The sequence below is a fragment of the Armatimonadota bacterium genome, assembly GCA_018268395.1.
Classification (GTDB): domain Bacteria; phylum Armatimonadota; class Fimbriimonadia; order Fimbriimonadales; family Fimbriimonadaceae; genus JAEURO01.
The window spans coordinates 1-20,806 of sequence record JAFDWQ010000004.1; the positions used below are offsets into that span (position 1 = coordinate 1).

Annotated in this window: 22 protein-coding genes; 12 read left to right on the forward strand and 10 right to left on the reverse strand. The window is 61.5% G+C overall.

Features of this window, described 5'->3' with window-relative positions; genetic code table 11:
* Window positions 1–15: 15 nt before the first annotated feature.
* The 3 genes from JST30_09130 to JST30_09140 form a co-directional block, all read right to left on the reverse strand.
* Window positions 16–489 (reverse strand): hypothetical protein, encoded by a 474-nt coding sequence (locus JST30_09130; protein ID MBS1714484.1) that lies wholly within the window; start codon window positions 487–489, stop codon window positions 16–18.
* Between the two features lie 91 nt (window positions 490–580).
* Window positions 581–2,389: a M56 family metallopeptidase gene (locus JST30_09135; protein ID MBS1714485.1), complete on the reverse strand. Its 1,809-nt coding sequence runs from the start codon at window positions 2,387–2,389 to the stop codon at window positions 581–583.
* A gap of 212 nt (window positions 2,390–2,601) precedes the next feature.
* Complete coding sequence (locus JST30_09140; protein MBS1714486.1) at window positions 2,602–2,979, reverse strand: BlaI/MecI/CopY family transcriptional regulator; 378 nt, start codon at window positions 2,977–2,979, stop codon at window positions 2,602–2,604.
* 190 nt (window positions 2,980–3,169) lie between these two features.
* On the opposite strand from JST30_09140, the gene JST30_09145 reads away from it, so the two are divergent.
* The 3 genes from JST30_09145 (at window position 3,170) to JST30_09155 (ending at window position 6,490) form a co-directional block, all read left to right on the forward strand.
* On the forward strand, window positions 3,170–4,345 hold the full coding sequence (locus JST30_09145) for an RHS repeat-associated core domain-containing protein (GenBank protein MBS1714487.1): 1,176 nt from the start codon (window positions 3,170–3,172) through the stop codon (window positions 4,343–4,345).
* A complete protein-coding gene (locus JST30_09150) occupies window positions 4,330–5,226 on the forward strand; it encodes a formylglycine-generating enzyme family protein (protein MBS1714488.1) in 897 nt (298 codons plus the stop codon). The genes JST30_09145 and JST30_09150 overlap by 16 nt, the downstream gene beginning before the upstream one ends.
* Window positions 5,227–5,923: 697 nt before the next feature.
* Window positions 5,924–6,490 (forward strand): hypothetical protein, encoded by a 567-nt coding sequence (locus tag JST30_09155; GenBank protein ID MBS1714489.1) that lies wholly within the window; start codon window positions 5,924–5,926, stop codon window positions 6,488–6,490.
* Between the two features lie 139 nt (window positions 6,491–6,629).
* Here the strand turns inward: JST30_09155 and JST30_09160 are convergent, their stop codons facing one another.
* The 4 genes from JST30_09160 to JST30_09175 form a co-directional block, all read right to left on the reverse strand.
* The gene (locus JST30_09160; GenBank protein ID MBS1714490.1) at window positions 6,630–7,829 is read right to left on the reverse strand and encodes a site-specific integrase; all 1,200 of its coding nucleotides are present in this window, start codon (window positions 7,827–7,829) and stop codon (window positions 6,630–6,632) included.
* Between the two features lie 518 nt (window positions 7,830–8,347).
* Window positions 8,348–9,319: a hypothetical protein gene (locus JST30_09165; GenBank protein ID MBS1714491.1), complete on the reverse strand. Its 972-nt coding sequence runs from the start codon at window positions 9,317–9,319 to the stop codon at window positions 8,348–8,350.
* A gap of 233 nt (window positions 9,320–9,552) precedes the next feature.
* A complete protein-coding gene (locus JST30_09170) occupies window positions 9,553–9,888 on the reverse strand; it encodes a PhzA/PhzB family protein (GenBank protein MBS1714492.1) in 336 nt (111 codons plus the stop codon).
* Window positions 9,889–10,560: 672 nt separating this feature from the next.
* Window positions 10,561–11,082: a hypothetical protein gene (locus JST30_09175; GenBank protein MBS1714493.1), complete on the reverse strand. Its 522-nt coding sequence runs from the start codon at window positions 11,080–11,082 to the stop codon at window positions 10,561–10,563.
* A gap of 864 nt (window positions 11,083–11,946) precedes the next feature.
* On the opposite strand from JST30_09175, the gene JST30_09180 reads away from it, so the two are divergent.
* The 4 genes from JST30_09180 (at window position 11,947) to JST30_09195 (ending at window position 14,844) form a co-directional block, all read left to right on the forward strand.
* Window positions 11,947–12,654, forward strand: coding sequence for a hypothetical protein (locus tag JST30_09180; protein MBS1714494.1), 708 nt, complete (start codon window positions 11,947–11,949; stop codon window positions 12,652–12,654).
* A gap of 45 nt (window positions 12,655–12,699) precedes the next feature.
* Window positions 12,700–13,941: an RNA polymerase sigma factor gene (locus JST30_09185; GenBank protein ID MBS1714495.1), complete on the forward strand. Its 1,242-nt coding sequence runs from the start codon at window positions 12,700–12,702 to the stop codon at window positions 13,939–13,941.
* Between the two features lie 148 nt (window positions 13,942–14,089).
* Entirely contained in the window at window positions 14,090–14,515 is a 426-nt protein-coding gene (locus tag JST30_09190; GenBank protein MBS1714496.1) for an SRPBCC family protein, read from the forward strand.
* On the forward strand, window positions 14,512–14,844 hold the full coding sequence (locus JST30_09195) for a YciI family protein (protein MBS1714497.1): 333 nt from the start codon (window positions 14,512–14,514) through the stop codon (window positions 14,842–14,844). Before JST30_09190 ends, JST30_09195 begins: the two co-directional genes overlap by 4 nt.
* 101 nt (window positions 14,845–14,945) lie before the next feature.
* On the opposite strand, the gene JST30_09200 is transcribed toward JST30_09195, so the two are convergent.
* Together JST30_09200 and JST30_09205 are read right to left on the reverse strand one after the other, a co-directional pair.
* Window positions 14,946–15,551 (reverse strand): hypothetical protein, encoded by a 606-nt coding sequence (locus JST30_09200; protein MBS1714498.1) that lies wholly within the window; start codon window positions 15,549–15,551, stop codon window positions 14,946–14,948.
* Window positions 15,552–15,568: 17 nt separating this feature from the next.
* The gene (locus tag JST30_09205) at window positions 15,569–15,970 is read right to left on the reverse strand and encodes a BON domain-containing protein (GenBank protein MBS1714499.1); all 402 of its coding nucleotides are present in this window, start codon (window positions 15,968–15,970) and stop codon (window positions 15,569–15,571) included.
* A 190-nt stretch (window positions 15,971–16,160) separates the two neighbouring features.
* Between JST30_09205 and JST30_09210 the strand changes: the two genes are divergently transcribed.
* The 4 genes from JST30_09210 (at window position 16,161) to JST30_09225 (ending at window position 18,241) form a co-directional block, all read left to right on the forward strand.
* Window positions 16,161–16,859 (forward strand): response regulator, encoded by a 699-nt coding sequence (locus tag JST30_09210; GenBank protein ID MBS1714500.1) that lies wholly within the window; start codon window positions 16,161–16,163, stop codon window positions 16,857–16,859.
* A gap of 125 nt (window positions 16,860–16,984) precedes the next feature.
* Window positions 16,985–17,554 (forward strand): RNA polymerase sigma factor, encoded by a 570-nt coding sequence (locus JST30_09215; GenBank protein MBS1714501.1) that lies wholly within the window; start codon window positions 16,985–16,987, stop codon window positions 17,552–17,554.
* A 188-nt stretch (window positions 17,555–17,742) separates the two neighbouring features.
* The gene (locus JST30_09220) at window positions 17,743–17,907 is read left to right on the forward strand and encodes a DUF1328 domain-containing protein (protein MBS1714502.1); all 165 of its coding nucleotides are present in this window, start codon (window positions 17,743–17,745) and stop codon (window positions 17,905–17,907) included.
* A gap of 28 nt (window positions 17,908–17,935) precedes the next feature.
* Window positions 17,936–18,241, forward strand: a complete 306-nt coding sequence (locus JST30_09225; protein ID MBS1714503.1) for a hypothetical protein — start codon at window positions 17,936–17,938, stop codon at window positions 18,239–18,241.
* 4 nt (window positions 18,242–18,245) lie between these two features.
* Here JST30_09225 and JST30_09230 read toward each other — a convergent pair whose 3' ends face one another.
* The gene (locus JST30_09230) at window positions 18,246–20,150 is read right to left on the reverse strand and encodes a response regulator (GenBank protein MBS1714504.1); all 1,905 of its coding nucleotides are present in this window, start codon (window positions 20,148–20,150) and stop codon (window positions 18,246–18,248) included.
* A gap of 153 nt (window positions 20,151–20,303) precedes the next feature.
* Here JST30_09230 and JST30_09235 point away from each other — a divergent pair, with 153 nt between their 5' ends.
* On the forward strand, window positions 20,304–20,618 hold the full coding sequence (locus tag JST30_09235) for a hypothetical protein (GenBank protein ID MBS1714505.1): 315 nt from the start codon (window positions 20,304–20,306) through the stop codon (window positions 20,616–20,618).
* Window positions 20,619–20,806: the final 188 nt, after the last annotated feature.

Sequence of the window (20,806 nt, forward strand, 5' to 3'; positions counted from 1 at the left end):
TTTCAAACTGACCCACTACCGAGCCGTCCATCGAAACGCCAGTTTTCCCCCGGCTTCAGGTCTGGAACCGACGACGATCGTCCCATCGGCGCTGACAGCGCTAGCGCTCGACTCTTGCTCTGGAGGGAGGGTCCCCAAATCCTGCATGCCAAGGTCCGTCCAATGGAAGGCTCTGTTTCCAGAATGCGTTCCGCTGACTCCGACCACGACTCTTCCCAGAGCGTCTACCCCGAAAGCCGAAGAGAACGTCCCTCCAGGCAATGTTCCGATATCCTGGAGCTGCCCTGCCGTCCACAGAAAGGCACGTTCACCTGAAGAAGTATCGAAGTGGCCGGCGACGTACGTACCGTGGTAACTGACCGCCCAAGGCTCGAGCCAGTCGCCTCCTTCCATCACACCCAGGTTGATGAGTTCGAGCCGAGCATGGGAGTGAACGGCAATAGCCGAAGCCAGAAGCGCGGTCAATCCGCGGACGACGATGGTGGTCATGTTCATAATCTACACATCCGATGACAGTTGTCGTCATTATTGTAGCGACAGTTGTCATCAAATGCAAGAGGCATGGACGAACCAGCGAAATTTACTTGGAGGCGAGGAGCGTGAGAACGGCAGGAACGGTCCGTCCTGCAGTCGTGATGCAGGCTGCGACGCTTCCGTCCTCTCCTAACCCGAAACGTACGTCCGTCCAGTCCGGATCCACTGGCAGACCACCCACGACGCCAGAGTGGGGCCCTATCAGTTGGTCCAAGTCGTGGACCGCCATGTCCGGCGTCCACAGGACCGTAGTGCTCTGACCCGTCCGCCTGTCGAATGCGATCCCTAAAATCCAACCCGCTGAATTGATCCGGCGGGCGACTCCTTCGGGATATGCTCTTGGGAGCGGGAGTTCAAGTATGCCGGTTGCCTTCGTCCAACAGAACGGCTTACGGCCATTGATCGTGCCTGACGACCCCACGGCGCTCGAACTGTCGTTGACCCCAAAAGCGAGGGTCTGATCGGATCGCGCCAAAAAGCCAATGTCGTGGCACGTTTCATCAGGGCTGATCAGGAACGACCGTCTCTCTGCCTGTGGAAACTGGAACATTCCCTGAGGCGAGCCGATGGCGATGGCCTCGCCCTTGGAGTTCACTCCATGGGCTTCAGACGAATAGTCGCAGTAAACAGGCAGTTTGAGGTTGGTCGGATTCTGCCCTGGTCTCTTGATCCACGCCCGCTGAACATCGGACGTCCCGACGAACGTGCCGAGGTCGTTCGTCCCTCGGCACCATCCGCCTTGCCCGATCGGATGAGGGACTTTCTGGACTTCGGTACGCCCCGGTAGCCAGGCCGCCCCATGAGCGCCCCCAAAGTAGGAGTAGGTCGCCATCCCGCAAACCGTGCCGGCCTTCGAAACGAAGAACCCGCACGAATCGGGAGTTTCGGAATCCCCTTCTAGCCACTGGTAGTTCCCTGATGTATCGATCCGAGCGGCGCGCCTGATCGTCCGGGGTTTCTCAAAGTTCACGACTACTTCGCCGGGCGGTCCGAACCCTGCCGCATAGCCTGACGTGAAGCCGACGGGAACTGGCAACACCCTGACCGAATACGTAAGTTCGTAAGCCCGCACGGGCGCATCGGTCCCCAATCTCGGCGGTGCGGTCAGCACCAATTTGACCGGTACCAGTAGGGATAGAGACAAGACCGTCGCGACGATGTTAGAAAAGCGCCCGACCGACGGGGCGGACGCTGCGAACAGTGCACGGATTCGAGTCTCGATCTCTCGTTTGGAAGCGGCCGTCCCATAAGCGACGAGTCCTCGCGGATCAGGAAGGCCGTCCTTCGAGGCGATCCGCAGTAGGAGCCGCGCATATCGTTCGCGTACTTCTGCCTTCTTAGACACGACGGCTTCGTCGCAGGACTGTTCGGTCAAGACCATGTGGTGCCTCACGGCCCACCAGACCAACGGGTTCCAAGGGATCAGGAACAGGACGGAGAATGGAAGGCAGGCCCATGCCGAGTCCTTGACCCGGTAGTGGTGGAGTTCGTGCGCGATGACGAGTTCGACGTCGCCATCCTCCAGCTTCGCGATCAAAGGCTCAGGCATAACGACGGCTTGTTTCCGGAACCCTACGATAACTGGACCAAGCGCGGTCACCGACTTTCGCAACATGGGCACGGTCCAGGCCCCGACCCTCTCGGCCGCCAGGTGATACCTCGTCAACAGTTCGCCGTCGAGGTTCGGCGTGGACGTCATTGCGATCCGGCGGACCTGTGCCAGATGTCGGAGCAATTTGAAGACCACCGTTCCGGCCAAGAGCGAAACGGCGAAGAGCCATCCCATGACGAGCCACCTCGGCCACGCTCCCACGTCAAACGTTCCGATCCCGAACGATCCCGGTCGCAGAGGCAAGAAGACGACATGCTCGAAGAAAGGCTTAGGAAAACCAAGCAGAAGCAAGAGACACTTAACGAGCGCGATCCTGACGCACCAAAGCTTGGTGCGGGCTGTCGTCCCGGGCAGCAGACTGCAAATCAAGAGAGCCACGGCTAACGGGAGGGTCGCACCTAGTCCGGCCCAAAACAGCCGATCGACGACTGTTCGGGCAGACTCCCAAACTAGGGTCATGGATCCTTGTCCGCAAGGCGTCGAACCAGGGCTTCGAGTTCGGTCACATCCTCTTTGGAGAGGCTTCCGGTCTGCTCGATGTAATGGAGGAACGGTGTGATGGAACCTCCAAGGTGCGTCTCGACAAAACTGCCCACCAGGCTTCCCTCGACGTCGTCGGGGGAGCTCACGACCGAGTAACGAAAGATTTTTTCAACGTCCTCCCGTGCCAGAAACCCCTTCCTCCGAAGGCGCTCCATCATCTGCAGAACGGTTCCCCGCGCGTACCCGAGACCGACTCCGTACCCCGCGTGAACATCACCGACGGACATGGGTCCGTTCGTAGCGATGTACCGCAGGAGTTCTAACTCTCGAGCACCGATCTTGACGTTGATCTTCAAGTTCAGCGAATTATACGACACTTGTCATCGAATCGTGACCGGTCTCGGTTTGGTGCTGCGATTTGACCGACGATTCGATGATTGCCGGCCGTTATGCTCGACGAGTTACACGTCCGACTCATGGACGTACGACCACGCGGGGAACCGATCGAACAGCGGCTATTCGTACGACGGCTTGAACAAGATGACCGCCTCGGCCGGTAGCCACTCGTACGACAACGACCTCCTCGGTCGGCGCACGTTCCGAGACTGGGGGAGCCAGACGACCGCCGTCAAGTACACTTGGGACGTCCTCGACCGCATGACCGCCCTGCAACAAAAGACCAAGGGAGCCACTTACCGCTACCGCGCCGACGGGATGCGGGCGCAGAAGGTGCAAGGGATCCACCTCCAGGTCAGGCTGGACGACCAACAACAGGTCTCTGGCTACGACGACGCATGGGACTCGAACAAGCCGACGACCAGGTACTTCTACGACGGCCAGATGCCCGTCTCCGAGATTCACATGGAGCCGGTCGGGAACTCTACGAGCTTCGAGTACACGTCCTACGTCCCGGGCCCCAGAGGACTCGAAAGCACGACGGTCGGGACGATTTCGTTCACCACGACCTATCCGCTCTACGACTGCCACGGCAACAACGTCGCGAACCTCAAGAAGGGCTCTTCTGTCGACACTTGGGACTCGAACCTGAACGAGCGCTCTTACGACGCCTGGGGGACCGTCACCGGCTCCAGCCCAGCGCCCTATCAGCGCTACTGCGCGAGCCTCGGTCACAGGCAGGACGACGAGTCTGCTTCGGGATCCAGTTCGGGCGACGGGCTGGTCTATATGCGGGCCAGGTACTACGAGCCTGCGACGGGCAGGTTCGTGAGTGAGGATCCTGCGTTCGACGGATTGAATTGGTACCTTTATGCTGGCAATGACCCAACAAACTGTAGCGACCCTACAGGAACAAGAAGGACAGTTCAAATCGGGCCCTTCACCTTCAATCTCGACGGTTCTGGCAGCGGCAACCACGGCTGGGACTTAGAGATTCTTGATCCGCAAGGTAACAAGATCTTTCATCGATGGGGGGATGGCTTGGAGAAGGACGGATGCATGCTGAAGATTTCTGAAAGAGTCGTCGAAGCAATTCGACAAGTATTATCTAGTGGGAATCAGTCGAAGATCGCCTTTCTAAGGGGACTCATGGATAAGGGTGGATTTGGTATGTGGCGAGCCCTTCGAAACGCGTTCAGAGATATCCTCGGCATGGTGTTCCTTTCCTACGCGTACACAAGCGTCGATGCCTACGCCCAGCAGGAACCCGAGGATTTCGCTGACACGATCCGTACAATCGGTTCTTGGGGACGAAGGTGAAAGACGCACTAACACTGTTCTACGGAACAAGGTCAAAGACGTTCATTCCTGGGGGCCAGACTCTGGTCGAGAGTGAAGAGTTGGGTCGCGCTTCGGCATCGCCTAGGACGAAGAGCAATAGACAGACAGGGCTGAGTGTAGCCGTTGAGTCATTCTTTATGGACACCTTTCCGGTTACTCGCCGCGAGTTTCTTCATGTAGTTCTCGATTGTCGACTCGCCAGCCAATCTGCCGCTCACCAAATTGATATGGACTTTTGGGCTCACTTTGATCGCGAACACAAATATGATGACCAAGCACCCATAGTTGCGGTCTCATTCGAGGAAGCTTCTTGGTTTGCGTGGATCTTCGGAGGTCGCCTTCCGACATTGGCTGAGTGGAATCGGGCTGCGCGTGGAGACGCAAATAATAGCTATCCTTGGGGTCTACAGTTTGACCCGACATTGTGCAATTTTAGCGACTCGCCTTTTAGTACGGGCCCCGATATTATTGACCATTTGACTAACGTCGATGAATATCCTGGAGGTGCCTCGCAGTTTGGAGTTATGGACTGTCTTGGGAACTGCCGTGAGTGGACTATGACGCCAGCCGTACCCATTGACTTCATCAATGCATCAAAGATTGAAGATCGTCGGATAGCTGCAAGTTTGTGGACAGCCAACATTTCAGAGGTTTACGTCAAGAATGTGGGATTGAATAGTCATGACCGACGCATTGGCTCTACCGTAACCGCGAAGCGATTCAATCGGCATACACCGTTCTTACCATCCACTTTCGCCGGTGCCACTGCAAGAGATTTCAGGAACGGATTTCGAGTTGCTTACGACGCGAGCCGCTTAGACGAGGATTCCGTGAACTTGATGCAGCAAGTCTGGAAGTGACCAACGCCCTTCGGGCCCGCATTTTTCTTCCGGGCGGGTGGCCCGACCATGGGTGACGTTCCGGGGTGCCTGCTTGTCGCGAGTCCTTTCGTGGGCCATCGTTTCGAATCGGCTGGGTGGCCTGACCATGGGTGACCTCCACCTGGTTGGCACGATGACGGGCCCGACGTGCAGAACAGCCTGCCGCAAGCGCCCTGGCGAGGGCCCTTCGTCGTGTCCGGGGCGGACCCTCACCCGTCGTCAGCACTAGGCCCGGTCGACCTCGAACTCCACCTGACCCTTCCGGGGGCAGGACTAAGAGTGGCCTCTCGCGACGGCGGCCATGTCAACGGCAATGGCTCGTGCGCGTTTGCCCTGGTTCCGCAAGGAACACTCTGAAAAGGACGGCCGCTGCACCAAGCGAAGTAGTACCACGCCGATGGCCGCAAGGATCTTTCACGCTGGTCGGGCGAGGAAGGCACGATCCTTCGGAACCGGGCTGCAAACGGGCACGTACCATCCCCTTCACCCATTGGAGGTCAAGCTTGAACCGACCTGCGCCATATCGAAGCGCTAGCGCGCCGGGACGTCACGCGCATCGAAGCTTTAGTCCCCCCCCCGTTTGGGCAGGAACGCCATCTCTCGGAGTGACAAGCCTAAACGACAGTACCTTTCGAAATCATTAGGCTACCGAGCGTTTTTGGGTTCAATGGACTCGATGGGTCGGAGAAGTGGATCGAACCGTAGACAGGGCGGGGGGCGCCTCGCGACGGACGTGGCCCTGCGGCTCGACGTGAACGAACTGTGGCGTTCCGGCTGCTTCCGGAATCCGGCCGCGGGCACCGTGCACTGGCACGAAGGGCAGCCCCGGGAGGCGTCCCTAAGCTTCTTTGGCGATAGGGAGCGGATCGTGCTTCTGTCCGGTCTGCGTCTGTCCGATGATGGCGTCCCGGAGGCCAGATATGAGATCGAGATCGCATGGACGGCCTGCCACTTCGGCGGCCTCCGCCCTTGGTTCGTCTGCCCGGCCTGCGACGGCCGCTGCGGCGTGCTCTACGGCCTTGGTACCTTCAAATGCCGCAGGTGCCACGGGCTCGTTTATGAATCCCAGTCCGAAACGCCCTTCTTCCGGACCTTGCGCAAGAGGCAGAAGCTAGCCGCCAAGCTGGAGAAGGGCGGAGGGTCGCTGCGAAAGGGCACCAGGGCCGCGCTCGCCTCGCGGATCGACGGGCTGGACGCGGAGATCATCGCTTCGGCCGCGGTTGCGCTCGGCTGGCCGGACTAGCGCCGCGCATTGCGCGGGCCCAGACGGGTCGAGGAGGGATCCTGTGCTTACGCCTCCCGCTGGGGGGCTCCCCTCGGGGGCCGACCATCCAGGCGGCGCCGCGGAACCTTGCCGTCGACAGGGGCCTGCAGTGCGCGAGTCACTGCTCCGCTTGCGCCTTCCTGAACACGGCGTCGAGCTTCTCCGCCGCCTTGCGCTGCGCCACAGGCACCATGTGCGCGTAAGTCCCGGTCGTCAGCGCGATCGATGAATGACCGAGCTGGTCCTTGACGAGGGCGAGCGGCACGCCCTCCGCGACCATGTGCGTCGCCGCCGTGTGACGGAGCTTGTGGAACGAGACCTCAGGGATCCCCGCCTTGCGGCACAGCGCCTTCAGGTGGTTATGAACGTACTTGGGATCGAGCGGCCGGCCCTCGGAGTTCAAGAACACGAGCCCGAGAGGGTTCTGGAACGAGTCGCCCAGTTCGGCCTGTAGCCTTGCTTGCCTGAACTTCTCTGCCTCGATTCCCTCGAGCGCATAGCCGAGCAAAGGGAGGCTCCTTCGGCTTGAGGCGGACTTCACGGACTTGTGAACCAGCTTGCCTTCTACACGCTGGAGCTGTACCCCTACACGCAATGTGGCTTGTTTTGGATTGACAGTATCGACGTCCTGCCACCGAAGACCCGTGGCCTCGCCAATCCGCATTCCGGTTCCGAGCGCGACCAGAAGAAGGTTCTCGATCGGATGCCCTTTGGCGGCCTCGGCCAGCTTAAGGGCCTGATCCGGATGGAGGTAGACCGGATCGCTCTTCTTCACCTTTGGAGGCACGGTCTTGACGACGACGTTCTCCGCGACGAGGCCCCACTTCCAGGCTTGGTTCATCGCGGCGCGGAACACCCTGCGGATCCCCGCGACGGAGGCAGGCGAGAGGGTCACGGTCTTGTCTCCGACCTTACGGGGCTTCCCCTTTTCGTTGAGGAAAAGTTGGATCTGTTCGGCGGTCAGCTTGCGCAAGTCGATGCGGCCGAGCGCCGGCTTGATGTGCCGATCGACCATCATCACGTAGTAGTCCACGGTCTTGGGCTCCTTGTGGCCACGGACCGTTCCATCGAGCCAACGGTCGAGGAACTGGCCCAAGGTCGTGCGCTCCGTCGGGACGGTCTTCCCTGTCGTGACGGCCGCCATGGTCTTGTTGAGTTCCTTGACCGCCTCGGCCTGCGACTTGGCGTACACGGTCTTGTACTTTGGACGGCCGGTCGTCCCGTCGTATCCGAGGAGCACTTGGGCGACCCATCGCCCGTCCTTCCGTTTGAACACGGAACCGCTGTTCCCCGCCCTCTTCGATCCGTTCCTTGCCATGGTGCCTCTTTGACAGTTTGACTGCCTTGTTTTGACAGTTTAGATGACAGTGACGCCAACTGTCAAGGGCGGACATCGGTGGACTTTACGGGGCAGATTGAACCTATTTTTGGCTACAAACGCGGACTTCTCTGCACACGCCTGCACACCCTGCCCTCGAACTCTTAATCAGCGGGTCGAAGGTTCGAGCCCTTCACGGTCCACCATTCGATCGGAATTCAATTCCGTCATCTCGAGCGACGGCGAGCGATTCTCCCCGGGTGTGGGAAGCGGCTTCGTCAAACCTCTTCGCTCGCTTGAGCAGGACGACATGATTCGGCCCGCAGGCGGTCGGTCTTCTGATCCGTCATCCGAGCGAAGTCGAGGGATCTAAAGCCTTTTACAAAGTCGGGCCGTCCTTCGGACTTGCCTGTCGCGCCCAGGCGGCAGTCGTCTCTAGTCAGGACGTCCGACAAGCTGGCCACTCGAATTCCGAAACTATTGGTTCGGTCAATGGTCGTCTAGACACCCGCCGATGATCAGCGGCCCGATCCTCGGGTCACAGTCGCTTGGACAATCGAACCATGGCCCACGTTGTCGCCCATCCATTGGACCATGATCATGACCGTCGGTTCAGGTGATCTGACCGTTGCGGAATCCAGAAACCTTGATGCGGCATCCTGGCTAGCGAAGCCTAGCGCCTTCCAGTTGCGCGTCATGTCTGCCTTAAGCGACTCCGGCAACCCTAGACCCGGCTGTCCTTCCGTCGGCGCACCCTTGGATCCAAAAGCCGCCTTCATGGCCTTCTGCTTTTCCGCGTACTCCTTGGCCTGCTGACCGATCCGTTGTTCCATCAGGTTCATCAACTTCGACACTGCAGCCGTACGACGGGTCGAGACCAGGGTCCAGCCGTCAGAGTGACGTATGGAGAGGGAGTCGATTTGGTGCCACTTCACACGGCGTTTCGGCAAGTCGTCCCTGATGAACTTGTCAACTTCATCTTTGCCATATTTCTGCAGCTTGCCCGCGTCCCGTTCACCCGATGGCTGACCTCCTCCAAAACTGACGGTGCGACCGTCGAGTGTGGCGTCGACCTTCCACCTCACGCCCAGACTGATCGGTGACTTGTCGTCAAAGACTGCAGGCCCGGCACTGTCGGCGACTCCTTGGGCGAGTAGGATCTCACGCACCGCCTTTCTGTCGGACTCGGGCAAATCGCCGAGGACGAACGTGCGCCTACCGTCACGCAACAGTCCGGTGAGGACGTCGAACCCGTGCAGGCAGACTGACATTTGGCGCACGTTGTAAAGGTCGGCGTCGAAGAGGAGAACGTCGTCCCCGTCGCGGACGACCTCGATATTCGCCTTCGCCGCCTCTTCATCCAACTTGGCCGGATCGACGGTCAGTAGGGCGACCTGTCCTTTCGTCGGCTCTTCGTGCGTCGCAAGAGTCCGAAGCTCCTTGGATTGCCCGTGCGCTCCGATTGAGGAGATGAAGAGAATCGTCGCCAAAACAGGTCGCGAGATCATCTCACCGACTCCATGGTTTCATCCACTGTGCTCGACCTCCTCTTCCAGAGTCCAAAGGAGCCTCTAAGCCGATGACCATCGTCATAGGCGTCAATCTACCCGTGACGCCAGGTCTGCCCTCCGAACCGACATCCAGGTTCATGCACCCTCCAGGCGGCCAGACCGGTACACCCGTCCTTCTATCGTTAAGCTCTCACTTAGGTCGGACGATTCAATCAGGTGCCCGCGCGTATCTCTTCAAGTGGAACCACTCCACGCGCCCGCGTATAGACGGTCGTCTCTGGAGTCCTTGCATTGTCGAGGTTCGGCAGAATATTGACGTTGTACCATTGCCAGACATTGCCGTAGACCCCTGGAAAGTGCCGTTCGAGCCACTCTTCGAACTGCCGGAAGTCCTCGGCACCTTCCAGAAACGCCACCTGCGTCCCATCGGTAAAGGTCAGGGCGTACACCAATTGCTCCATCACGAACGAGTCGTTGATGAAAAACTGTATGGTGTCTATCCTCGCGGCTTCTAGCCGACCGACAAGAGACTCGCCGTGCCCGGGCACTAGGGGGATCCTCCGGAGACACGAGCGTCGTACGCGGCCTCGGCCGCCATGCTGCCCACTATGCCGCCGACGGCCGCACAGAAGAGTCCTCCAGCGATGGCTCCGCAGGCCCAAGAGTAGAACCCAACAGCGCGACGGGTGGCCGGGCTAAGGGGATGGTCCGTGCCCGTTTGCAGCCCGGATCCGAAGGAACTTGCCTTCGTCGCCTGACCTGAGCGGAAGGTTTTCGCGGCCACGGGCATGGTTCTACCCTGAGAGGGCCCTGCTCGAAGCAGCTTTGTCCTTCGGACCTGCCTGTCGCGGCCGATCGAAACGAATACCCGTGTCAGAGCGTGCGACGAGCAGGCCACCCCGGATGCCCAGCGCCTCGTCCTGCCACCCGTCGTCGTGCGAAGAATTGAGAGTCCGTGCCGGTCACGACGAAGGGCTCGCCAGCGGCGGCTGTCGAGAGCCGGTCCGGAGAGGCGAGCCCGTCATCGTGCCACCCGTCGAAAGGCCACCCATCGTCGGGCCACCCAGCCGTCAAACGGTCTCGACCTGGGGTCGCAGGCGTCTGCAATCGTCGCAGGAGCCGACGACGGCGGATGCCCCCCTAAGTGGCGACTATACAGGCGGGCCATCTCCTTTGGCCTGGCCACCTGGTTGACGGAACAGTCATAGGGAACCTACCCCTCAGGGCTTCGCAAACAAGTGTCCGATGGGCGTTTCCGGCCATTTCGGCCCGATTCCGTCAACCCAGTCAGCGTAGTAACGAGTGAATTCTGCGCGCGCCGTGACGGTACCTTGGACTGCCTTGCGGATCGTCGGCACGTCAGGATAAGTTCGATAGAACTCCTCCACGGCCGGCCATACGGTCTGGCGAATGTACGCGTCCAGTTCTACGTCTTCCAGGGGTGAGCCCATGGCCACGTACTTCGCATATTCATGGCGGTCGGGCACCCAGTCGTCCGCTCGGCAGTGAAGGCTCCACTGCCCCCAACCTGCTTGCGAGACCGGGGCCCCGAACTCCTCGTCCATCACACCGATCTCAAGATAGAACGTGCCCGACTGCGGTCCAACGTCAATAGCTGCTAGCTCAAGATGGTCAACCGCCCTTCGACGCCACACCTTATCGACGACAATGAAACCGTGCCGTCTTAAGAGGGTCGCCAGTATCCTTCGGATTGGAGACTGGCGCCTTCCTTTAGAGTTCATTCCGACCTGATTATAAACTACCTTCCTAGGAAGCGGACGTAGTGGATGAAACCAGTCCACATATCACCTGTTTCCAGCTTTTCCGGGGCGACGTACCGTCGCAATTGGCAGCTGGTGGCCCGGTTTGCCGATCCAATCCGGCATCCAAGTTCACGGACCCTCCAGGCGACCAGACCGGGACACGCCCACCCGCCGTAATGAACAAGCTCACGAAGAAGGTCTCTGCAGTGGTCGAGCGGGCAGCCCTACCTAAAGGTTTGACTCTCCACATGATCTGTCGATGAAGAAGCCTTTGATCAAGGCACGACATGCCACTCGATGAGGACATCGTCCACACCTTCGGAAGCTTCAGGATTCTTAAAGCGAGCGAGGCTAGAAACATCTCCTGAATATCCCTGCAATGTGATTTGGGCTCTTCGGTCAGCTGTCCACTCGAACGCCCAATCGTGCTTGCGAGAGGTTCCGCTCGTTTCAAAGGAACCGACGATGACGCGGTCCTTTCCGTGTTCCACGACGACCCGCCACGTGGCACCCACCAAAGGCTCACTCGGTCTATGGGTCTCTAGGAGAAGTCGAAAATCCTTCCGGGGAGACTCCCTCGAGATTTCGACCGTGTACGCGACCGTTTCACGATTTCCGCATCCGTTCGCAAGTAAACCCAGTCCAAGGAGACAAGCGGTCCTGGATACGTCCACTCAAACAGCTTGGCACATGGGGCTTGATCGTGGACCGAGCGGCTTTCGGCCTTGATGGGTCTTGCTGTTTCGGGCCTGACCCGTCGACCGTCCCCGCGCCATGCGTCCCCCAAAATGACCCCGGACTGGGTGCCCAAGCCGGGACTCGCGTAACTGCAAACTTGTGTGGATGAAGCACGCCGCGATCGCGCTCGCCGTCCTCCTGACCGCCACGGCCCACGCTCAAAGCTACACGACCGGCCCGAGCGACGACATCTGGGCGTACGGCCATGCGCTCGACGGGGGCACCGACCCCTTGCTCCGCGTATGGGGCGACGGGGTGACGAGTTACAAGTCCGAATGGCCGGCAGGGGACGAATGGAGCTACGGCTACCTGCGGTTCCCGCTCGCCGGGATCGCGCCGGGACGCTACAAGATCGTTTCGGCCAAGCTGTCCGTCACCCACCGCGTGACGTCGAGCGGCACCTTCACGCGGCAGGCGGGCGAAACGAACCCGCTCGAGGCACGCGCCCTTCCCGCCGTCTTCACGGAAGCGACTTGGGACTTCTCCGACCCTGCCAACCCCGTCCCTTCGGGCGTGCTCTACGGCAACGGGTCGATGGTGAACTACAGCGGCACGACCTCGTTCGTGATCCCGGTCGACCTCAAAGGCGCCGCGTTCGAAACCGATTTCAATGCCGCCGTCAACGGCACGACGAAGAGCATCGCCGTCGCCTTGACGAGCAAGATGCCCGTTTCAGGCATGGAGGGCGCGCTTCCCTACCGGATCTTCTCGCGGGAAAACTCGCCCTCCCTGCGTCCGAAGCTCGAGATCGTCTTCAAACGCTTCCCCTCGTGGACGGGCCCGTTCGGGCAGGTCTTTACGAACGGCGGTTAGCCCCGGCCCCTGGACCGCCGGGGCCGAACAGGCCCACAATCGTGCATGAACTCCCGGGACGAGGAGACGCGAATCCGGATCGAAGAGGTCTTCCGGCTTGAATCGCGACGCGCGTTCGCCGTCCTCGTCCGGCATTTCGGCGACTTCGATCTGGCCGAGGACGCGCTTCAGGACGCCTTTCGCGCCGCGTTGGAGTCTTGGCCGCAGACCGGGCTCCCGGACCGGCCCTTGGCGTGGCTCGTCTCGACGGCACGGCACAAAGCGCTCGACGTCCTGCGGCGACGAGCGAGGACCGACGCCCTCACTCCCGCCGACGAAGCCCTTCTCGCGAACGACCCGACCTCGGACACGCCAGATCTCGGTACCGTCGGCGACGAGGTCTTGAGGCTCGTCTTCACGTGTTGCCATCCGGCCCTTGGCACGGAGGCCCAGATCGCGTTGACGCTGCGCGAGGTCTGTGAGTTGACGACCGAGGAGATCGCGAAGGCGTTCCTCGTTCCCGCCCCGACCCTTGCCCAACGCATCGTGCGGGCGAAAGCGAAGATCCGCGACTCGAAGATCCCGTTCGAGGTCCCCGATCCGGTCGACCTTCCCGGACGCTTGGACGCCGTCCTCCGGACGGTCTACCTCGTGTTCAACGAAGGCTATTCGGCGAGTTCTGGCGACGACCTGATCCGGCACGACCTTGTCGATGAAGCGGTCCGGCTCGGGCGGCTCTTGGCCGACTTGTTGCCGGAGCCTGAGGTCCTTGGGCTCCTCGCGTTGATGCTCTCGGCCCGGGCCAGGCGCGCCGCGCGGCTTTCGCCTGACGGAGACATCGTGCTTCTTGAAGACCAGGACCGTTCGCTCTGGGACACGGCTGCTATCACTGAAGCTTCGAACCTTGTCCAAGAAGCGATCCGGACCCAAGGTTATGCCGCGTACACTGTTCAAGCCGCGATCTCGGTCGTCCATAGCGAGGCGCCGACATATGGGGACACGGACTGGAACGAAATCGTGGGACTCTACGACGTGCTGCTGCACATGGAGCCTTCTCCGATCGTGGAACTCAACCGCGCCGTCGCGGTCGCCATGCGGACGGGCCCAGAGGCCTCGTTGGGCACGGTCGAACGCTTGATCGAGTCGGGCGGGCTCGCCGAGTACCACTTTGCGCACGCCTTCGCGGCCGACCTCTATGCGAGATCAGGGCAACGGGAGAAGGCTGCGGCGGCGTTCCACAGGGCCATCGGTCTGGCACCGCTCGAGGCGGAACGACGGCTCTTGCAGCGGAAACTCGACGCCCTTTGAACCCGGGGCGGCGAGTTTTGAAAAAATTCGAAAGGACGTGTCGATTTGCCTGTCGGTCGAACGACCACGGTGTACAGGGCAGGAAACGGCAAGAGCCGGACCGCGCTGAAGCACGAAGAAGGAATCCACAATGAACGCAGAGGCAACCATGACCACCGAGAAGATCACTGTCGCCACGACCATCGCCGCTCCGATCGCCGACGTTTGGCACGCTTACAACTCGCCCGAGGACATCGTCCGATGGAACACACCGAGCGACGATTGGCACACGACCAAAGCGACAGTCGACCTGCGCGAAGGCGGAGAATTCTGTTCCCGCATGGAAGCGAAGGACGGCAGCATGGGCTTCGACTTCGCCGGCACGTACACCAAGATCGTGGACAACGAGCGGATCGAGTACGCCTTCGGCGAGCGGGCCGCGCTGGTCGAGTTCCTCCCTGGCGCCGATGCCGTCACCGTGCGCGTCACGTTCGACCCTGAAGATCAGAATTCGATCGAAATGCAGAGAGGCGGTTGGCAAGCCATCCTCGACAGCTTCGGTCGCTTCGTCGAAGCGCGGGTTCAGGGAGCATGAAGTACCTGTGCCTCGTCTACCTGGACGAGGAACATTGGAGCGCTTGCCCCGACGACGTGTGTTCTGCCTACGGGCAGAGCCTCGCCGAGCGTGGCGTCCTCAAGGCGGCCGAGCCTCTGCACCCGGTGGAGGCCGCGACGACCGTCCGGATGCGGAACGGCCGGTTGACGGTGACCGACGGCCCCTTCGCGGAGACGAAGGAGATGCTCGCCGGATTCTATCTCGTGGACGCCAAGGACCTGAACGAAGCGATCCGGATCGCGGGCGACATCCCGCCCGCCAAGTACGGTTCGATCGAGGTCCGACCCGTCCGCGACCTGAAGACCTGAACCGGACAGGGCCGCAATACGGCTCATGGCCGGTCTCCTTTTACAAGGGAATGCGGCCCTGCGCGAGTCGCAGGGCCGCAATCTTCCGCCTCGGCCGTGTCTCAGCCGGTGCGAAGTTCCGACGCCGGGACGGGCGGCGGGACGGTCGCGGGTGCGCCGGCTTCCACGATGTCATGGCCCGTGTACTTGGCCAAAATCGTACGGATCTTCTCGAGCGGGACGTCGTGGCTCGGGCCAGAGACGCTGACAAGGGCCCCGCCACCGGAGACGTGGTCGGAGAAGCGTCGAGCGGTCTGCTCGTCGACTCCCTGGTCCTTCAAGTAACCGACCGCCGCCCCTGCGACGGCGCCTGCCGCTGTCGCGGCGACCGCTCCGCCGAGCGCCATCGATAGGGCGCCTCCGCCGATAACGATCCCGGCGCCGGGGATCGTCACCGAGGCCAAGGCGGCCAGGGCGCCGACACCGAGACCGATACCGGCGCCTTTCGCGCCGCCTTCGACGGCATCTTGAGCGGTCGTCACGGTGATTCCGTCCTTGGCCTGTCGCTGGAGGTCGTCCGCGGCACCGCCCGGGTGCTCCCAATCGACAGGCATGTCTTTGACGAAAACGCTGACGTCGCCGGGATCGACACCGTGGTCGATCAGGGCTCCGACCGCGCGCGCCCCCGTTTCAGGAGCGTCGAACGTCGCGTGAAGTGTGGTTCTCATGATCGTTGTCCCGGCCGTCAGGAGGGCCGGACCTCCAGTCGGTTGTCGACCTTCTGCTTTCCTCCCTTCTCCTTGACGGCCCGCTCGGCGATGTCACCGGCGAGGCTCTTCAATTCGGCCGACTTGACGTGGCCAGAGAGGGTCACGGCCTCATCGCTCGAATCGACGTCGATCTGGTTGGCGGGGTCGTTAAGGGACGGGTCGGCGACGATGGCGGACTTGATCATCGGGGTCAAGTTGACGGCGGCGCCCATGTCCTTGCCGGCCTCGTCAGCCTTCGAGCGGGCTTCGTCGGCGGCTTGTTCGGCGTTCTTGCCGTTGATCTGGGCGTCCTTCTTCATGCCTTCCGCCGTATTGTCGCAACCCGTCAAGGTTCCGATGGCGAGGGCCCCGGCCAGGGCGATAAGGTGGCGTGTCATAGTCGGTCCTCCTATTGCCCCGCGAGGGGGCTGCCCCCACTGACGCCCGTCGTGATGAGAGGGCGGTCAAGCGCTAGGCCCCCTCCGTAAGAATGCCGTAAGACCAATCTGGACAGAGGTATCCTCAAAGGGAGCCAAAAGGGGCGCTGACACGGAGCGGCGATACCGGACTGACCGTATAAGGAAGAGAATGTCGAACCCCGTACCTGTGACCGTCTTGGCCATCGAGGACGATCTCGCGATCCGACGCCTGCTCAAGGTGTCGTTCGAGAACACCGAGTTCCGACTCCTCGAGGCCGAGAACGCGGCCGACGGGATCGACCTGATCGCCAAGCGCCGTCCGGACATCGTGCTCCTGGACATCGGCCTTCCGGACTCGGACGGTATGGACGTCATCAAGACCGTCCGAAGCTGGTCGGGAGTCCCGATCCTCATCGTCAGCGGCGAGGGCGACGAGGACCGTAAAGTCAAGGCCCTCGAAAGCGGGGCCGACGACTATGTCACGAAGCCGTTCGGCGTGTCCGAGCTGTTCGCGCGCATGAAGGTCGCCCTCCGGCACCAAATGCAGGCCGGGAACGCGGTGCAGGAGCCCGTCTTCGCGTCCGGCGACCTCACGATCGACCGGGCCGCCCGCGAAGTGACGGTTCGAGGGGAGCGGATCCACTTGACGCCGATCGAGTTCAAGCTCCTCCTGACGCTCGCCAAATACGCAGGAAAAGTCGTGACCCACCGCCAGTTATTGGCGGAGGTTTGGGGCGAGGAGTACACCGAGGAGTCGCAGTACCTCCGCGTCTATATGGGTTATCTCCGCAAGAAGATCGAGGCCGACCCCGAGCGGCCCGTCCTGCTCCTCAACGAACCCCGGATCGGCTACCGTCTCGTCGTCTGAACGGCCGTTTCTACAAAACTCTTACCGGCCTCCCTCCTGTTTCGAACGGCCTTTTTACGCTTCGGATCGGACAATGACTGCGTACCTGTCGGGTCATTGGCACCGACGGTACAGGAGCCGAGAAGATGGAAGTTATCGAAAAAAGAGCCACCTTCGAACGATTCATGGATTCGGTCAAGGGCCGCGCCCTCGCCTATGCACTGCATCTGGCCCGTAACAAGGAGGACGCCGAGGACCTGGTCCAGGAAGCTTCGATGAGGGCGTACCGCGCCTTTGACCCTGACAGCCACGTGGCCGTCCCCGACGCTTGGATGAAACAGATCGTCCGCCGCTGCTTCCTCGACATGAAGCGCCGCCGCCGCCGCCGACCGACCACGACGTCGCTCGAAGCCATCCAGGACGACAACCCCTATTTCGACGCCGCCGACCCGAAGGAGCAGACCGACCTCTTGGCGATCAACGACGCCTTTAGCCCCCAGGTCCGCAAGGCCCTTCAGACGTTGACCGAAGAACAGCGCGCGATCGTCATCGCCGCGTTGACGGAAGGCGAGACCCATGCGGCCTTGAGCGAACGGTTCGGGTGCGGGGTCACGACCTTTCGGACCCGGCTCCACCGGGCCCATCGATGCCTCAAGCGCCACTTGATGACGGTCGACCCGTCGTTCCGACGTCCGGCCGAAAGCTCGTTCGCTTGACGGGCCCACGGACGGGCTCCGCCCTTCCTTGGAACATTGGGGAAAGGGCGGTCGGCCCTCCTTGGCCCGACCCTAGAGGACGCGACCCGTCGCCGGATCCTCTTGGGATCCATGGCCACTCGACGCTCTCCGCGGGACGACCGCGGCCCGACCCGCCGACCGAAGTCGGCAGAACAGGACAAGAAACCATGCTCTACTGGACCGCCGTGTTCTTCATCATCGCGCTCGTCGCCGCCTTCTTTGGCTTCGGCGGCATCGCTGGCGCCTCGGCCGGAATCGCGCAGATCCTCTTCATCGCGTTCCTGGTCCTAGCCGTCGTCTCCCTCCTTTTGCGGGGCCGAGTGAACACCTGACCCCCTTCGCTCCGTCAAAAGTGCTGTCATGTGCAATGTGTCTTCTGTCGCGAACATCTCTTCGACCGCCGCCAACCCGGATCTTCGGGCGGCCGAACAGACGCTCGGACGACTGAACGACCGCTTCACCGCGCTGGCCCGTCAGAACGCCTCGGTCTCCGGTTGGTGGGACGACGGGAAGCGCGACTTTCAAACCGACGTTATGCGCGCCTATCAGTGGATCGACCGCTGCAAGGCGTCCTCCGGGCAAGACGCGGCCGATATCAGGGCCGGTGTCATCGCTCTCGTCCGAGAGCTCGAGCGGAACTTCTCCGCGATCGACGTCAAGGCCTGATCTCTCAGTCCGCCCGCCACTTTCGAGACGCCAGCAACTCGGCGATGGCGTCGATCAGTTCGTCCGCGTCGACCGGCTTGGACAGGTGGGTGTCATAGCCGGCCTCCTTCGACATCGCCCGGTCCTTCTCCCGTGCAAAGGCGGTCAACGCGATGGCGGGCACGGTCTTCTGAGGTTCCGAGTCCATGGCCCGGATGCGGGCGATCATCTGTAGGCCGTCCATATCGGGCATCCCGATGTCGCTCAGGAGCACGTCGGGCGCCCCTTGTCCGAGTAGCTCGATCGCTTCTTGCGCCGACGCGGCCGAGCGGACCGTTGCGCCGCACTCCATCAGCACGATGCCCAAGAGGCCCCTTGTCGATTCGTCGTCGTCGACGACCAGAATCTCGGCCCCTGACAGGTCGGGCCTCGCCCGGTCGCTCCGGCCCATTCCCGTGTCCGCATGCCGGTAGTACGCCGCCACGGGCAGCCGGACCGTCATGGTCGTCCCCTTTCCGGCACCGTCGCTCATGGCCTCGACGGTCCCACCGTGAAGTTCGGTCAGTTGCTTGACGATCGAGAGGCCAAGGCCGAGCCCGCCGTGCTTCCGCGTCGTCGAGGAATCGGCCTGGCGGAAACGGTCAAAGATCACATGGAGCATCTTGGGATCGATGCCTTCCCCGTCGTCCGTGACCCGCACGACGGCCATCGAGCCTTCCACGTCCAATTGGACCTCGATATGACCGTTACGCGGAGTGAACTTGACGGAATTCGAAACGAGGTTCATGACGATCTGGGTCAGACGCGACGGGTCTCCACGGCTGAACACTTCGCCCGCTTCGGTCCGCAATTCGATCGAAATGCTCTTGTTGTCGGCGGCGAGCTTGGCCGACCGGACGGCTTCGGCGACGATCTCTCCGAGGTCGACGATCTGGAGGTCGAGACGCAGTTTTCCTGATTGAATGCGGCTCATATCGAGGAGGTCGTCGATCAGCTGGGCTTGGAGCCGGGTGCTGCGTTCGATCGCACCGAGGCCCTCGACCGTCGTCGAATCGAGCCCCTGCCGCTTGCGGAGGAGTTCCGACCATCCTAGGATCGTCGTCAAGGGTGAGCGGAGTTCGTGGGACAACGTCGCGACGAACTCGTCTTTGATCCGGCTGGCGGCTTCTGCTTCGCTTCGGGCCCGCCTTTCGTTGGCCAGGATCCTCTCGCGGTCGAGTTCGAGCTGTTTGCGCGTCGTGACGTCCTGCACATAGACGAACATGCCGTCCGCGTTAGGAAACGCTCGCAAATGGAACCAACGGCTGCCTCCCGGTTCTGGAACGTCGATCGCTAGACTGTCGCCGTTCCTCTTGGCCGTCTCGAACATCGAGCGGTAGAAGGGGCTGCGTGCTCCGGACGTCAGTTCCCAGATCGGAGCGCCGACTTCCGCATTGTCCCGTCCGACGATCTCGCGGAACGCACGGTTCGTGTGGACGATGTGCCACTGATTGTCGACGGCGAAGAACCCGTCGGACACCCCGTCGAGGATGGCGTCTAACTGCTGTCGCGTCGTATCGCGTTCCCGTTCGGCCTTGCGATACCGGACCGCCGCGATCCGCATAAGGTCGCAGACCACGCAGAGAAAGAGCCACGTCACGCAGATCGACACGACCTGCAACCAAGTGTCGAAGGGGTCGACGGACCGCGATGGGCCGATCCAGAGAAAGCCGATCCAAAGTGCGATCGCTGACGCGAGCAAGCCCGGGACGAGTCCCCCGACGAAGGCGGCCAGCGCGATCGGGACGGTGAAAAAGATGAAGCGGGCGTTTCCACCGAGGACAGGACTGAGCTGCACCCTGACCAATCCGGCGAGCAAAGTCGCGAAGACCGCAAGCGCGTAATGGAGCCATTTCGGGCCCGACCAGATCCTGTACAAAAGGTCGTTCAATCCCTCCACTGTTACCCCGCTGATCGTAAGAATGAAGTAAGAGCGCCCTCACGCACGGGCACGCCCATGGATTTTTCACATTCCTTACCGAAATCGGGCGGCTCCTTGCGTCCTGCACGGCGTCCAGAGGCGCCTGGAAGACCGGGTGCAACCATGAACGCTAAAACGTTGATCGGACCAATCGCCAACAGGGCCCTCGTCCTCGCCGACGCCTTCGACACAGGCAAGGACGCCTTCGACAAAAGGGCTCGAACGGACAACCGCCACCTGAGGACCTGGCGGTCCAGCGCGATCAAGTGCGCTGGCTCTTCGGTCCTGACCGCCGTGTTCGGTGGACTCGCGATGATGGCCCTGGCGCGTCTGATCGACGCGTCCAAGAAACATCAAGAATGGAAAAAGGAAGACCGGAAGCTGGACGCTGACCTCGAATCGACGTTCGAGGCGAGCGATCCGGTCGCCAAGTACTAGTCGCCGTCCTTGGGGCCGTAACGGACGACGCCTCCCCCTAAGGAGTAGACGTCCGTACGGCCGAAGGCGCGCAAGTGGTCCGTCAGGTGTCCGGTCCTTCTGCCGGAACGGCACACGAGGACGACCGGCTCGGGCCCTTCGACCGAAGAAGGGTCGAAGATGCTGAGGGGGACGAAACTCCACGAGTG

Coding starts and splice junctions, on each gene's coding strand:
- JST30_09185 (MBS1714495.1), top strand. CDS start 12,700: ATGAACTCCCGGGACGAGGAGACGCGAATCCGGATCGAAGAGGTCTTC.
- JST30_09215 (MBS1714501.1), top strand. CDS start 16,985: ATGGAAGTTATCGAAAAAAGAGCCACCTTCGAACGATTCATGGATTCG.
- JST30_09205 (MBS1714499.1), bottom strand. CDS start 15,970: ATGACACGCCACCTTATCGCCCTGGCCGGGGCCCTCGCCATCGGAACC.
- JST30_09195 (MBS1714497.1), top strand. CDS start 14,512: ATGAAGTACCTGTGCCTCGTCTACCTGGACGAGGAACATTGGAGCGCT.
- JST30_09155 (MBS1714489.1), top strand. CDS start 5,924: ATGGGTCGGAGAAGTGGATCGAACCGTAGACAGGGCGGGGGGCGCCTC.
- JST30_09210 (MBS1714500.1), top strand. CDS start 16,161: ATGTCGAACCCCGTACCTGTGACCGTCTTGGCCATCGAGGACGATCTC.
- JST30_09190 (MBS1714496.1), top strand. CDS start 14,090: ATGACCACCGAGAAGATCACTGTCGCCACGACCATCGCCGCTCCGATC.
- JST30_09225 (MBS1714503.1), top strand. CDS start 17,936: ATGTGCAATGTGTCTTCTGTCGCGAACATCTCTTCGACCGCCGCCAAC.
- JST30_09220 (MBS1714502.1), top strand. CDS start 17,743: ATGCTCTACTGGACCGCCGTGTTCTTCATCATCGCGCTCGTCGCCGCC.
- JST30_09130 (MBS1714484.1), bottom strand. CDS start 489: ATGACCACCATCGTCGTCCGCGGATTGACCGCGCTTCTGGCTTCGGCT.
- JST30_09235 (MBS1714505.1), top strand. CDS start 20,304: ATGAACGCTAAAACGTTGATCGGACCAATCGCCAACAGGGCCCTCGTC.
- JST30_09175 (MBS1714493.1), bottom strand. CDS start 11,082: ATGAACTCTAAAGGAAGGCGCCAGTCTCCAATCCGAAGGATACTGGCG.
- JST30_09145 (MBS1714487.1), top strand. CDS start 3,170: ATGACCGCCTCGGCCGGTAGCCACTCGTACGACAACGACCTCCTCGGT.
- JST30_09160 (MBS1714490.1), bottom strand. CDS start 7,829: ATGGCAAGGAACGGATCGAAGAGGGCGGGGAACAGCGGTTCCGTGTTC.
- JST30_09180 (MBS1714494.1), top strand. CDS start 11,947: ATGAAGCACGCCGCGATCGCGCTCGCCGTCCTCCTGACCGCCACGGCC.
- JST30_09200 (MBS1714498.1), bottom strand. CDS start 15,551: ATGAGAACCACACTTCACGCGACGTTCGACGCTCCTGAAACGGGGGCG.